This is a genomic window from Pseudomonas rhizoryzae (assembly GCF_005250615.1).
In the GTDB taxonomy this organism is placed as follows: Bacteria; Pseudomonadota; Gammaproteobacteria; order Pseudomonadales; family Pseudomonadaceae; genus Chryseomonas; species Chryseomonas rhizoryzae.
In genome coordinates this window covers 1-1,572 of the sequence record NZ_SULM01000042.1, presented here as the reverse complement: position 1 = coordinate 1,572, position 1,572 = coordinate 1, and the positions used below count along the sequence as shown (strand labels likewise).

General features: G+C 72.4%; 1 protein-coding gene. It reads left to right on the top strand.

Translation table 11 applies throughout. The features are described from left to right. Positions 1-1,572, top strand: a 1,572-nt coding sequence (locus FAZ11_RS24610) for an amino acid adenylation domain-containing protein (protein WP_137283185.1), incomplete at both ends; no start/stop codon positions are given.

Sequence of the window (1,572 nt, the reverse complement as noted above, 5' to 3'; positions counted from 1 at the left end):
GCTGGTCGACCAGCCGCTGGGCGAGTTGTGCCTGCTGGATGCCACCGAGTGCCAGGCCCAGGTCGCGGCGCGCAACCAGACCGCCGTAGCCTATCCGCGCACGCCGCTGCTGCCGACGCTGCTGGCCGAGCAGGCGCGGCGCACTCCCGCGGCGCTGGCCGTGGTCCACGGCGCGCGGCGCCTGGACTACGCCAACTTCGACGCCGAGGCCAATCGCCTGGCGCACTGGCTGATCGCCCAGGGCGTGGGCCCCGACGTGTTGGTGGGTGTGGCCGCCGAGCGCTCGGTGGAACTGGTACTGGCCTTGGTGGCGGTACTCAAGGCCGGCGGCGCCTATGTGCCGCTGGATCCCGACCATCCCGCCGAGCGGCTGGCCTATCAGCTGGAGGACAGCCAGGTGCGCCTGCTGCTGACCCAAGGCCACCTGAGGGCGCGTCTGCCGGCCAGCGCGGTGCCGCAACTGCTGCTGGACGACCGCACGGCCTGGCAGGACCAGCCCGCGCAGGCGCCCACCCCGGCGCTGCACGGCGAGCACCTGGCCTATGTGCTCTACACCTCCGGCTCCACCGGCCGGCCCAAGGGCGCCGGCAATACCCAGGCGGCGCTGCTCAACCGCCTGCAGTGGATGCAGGACGCCTTCCAACTCGGCGAAGGGCGCCGGGTGCTGCAGAAGACCCCGTTCAGCTTCGACGTCTCGGTGTGGGAATTCTTCTGGCCGCTGCTGACCGGCGCCACCCTGGTGGTGGCCGATCCGGGCGCCCACCGCGATCCGCGCGCCCTGCGCGAGGTGATCGTGGCCGAAGAGGTGCAGGTGCTGCACTTCGTACCGTCCATGCTGCAGGCCTTCCTGGCGGCTGGCGAACTGGCGCGCTGCCCGAGTCTGGAACAGGTGATCTGCAGTGGCGAGGCGCTGCCGCGCGAATTGCAGCAGGCCTTCCAGCAGAGCCACGGGGCCGAGTTGCACAACCTCTATGGTCCCACCGAGGCGGCCATCGACGTCAGCCACTGGCCCTGCAACGCAACCGACGAAGGCCTGACGGTCCCCATCGGCCGGCCCATCGCCAACCTGCGCCTGCTGGTGCTGGACCCCTGGCTGGCGCCGGTGCCGGAAGGGGTGACCGGCGAACTGTACATCGGCGGCGCGGGCCTGGCGCGGGGCTACCACGGCCGGCCCGGACTGACCGCCGAACGTTTCGTCGCCGATCCCTTCGCGCCCGGCGCCCGGCTGTACCGCACCGGTGACCTGGCGCGCTGGCGGGCGGACGGCGCCCTGGACTACCTGGGGCGGATCGACCACCAGGTGAAGATCCGCGGGCAGCGGCTGGAGCTGGGCGAGATCGAGGCGCGCCTGCGCGCCCATCCGGCGGTGGAGGACGCCGTGGTGGTGGCGCGGGCAGGCGAGGGCGGGCTGCAACTGGTGGGCTACGTCACTGGCGCGGTCGCGGTCGACGAGCTGCGCGGCTGGCTGCGCGAAGCACTGCCGGACTTCATGGTGCCGGCGCAGTTGCTGGTGCTGGCGGCCATGCCGCTGTCGGCCAACGGCAAGCTGGATCGCAAGGCCCTGCCGGAGCC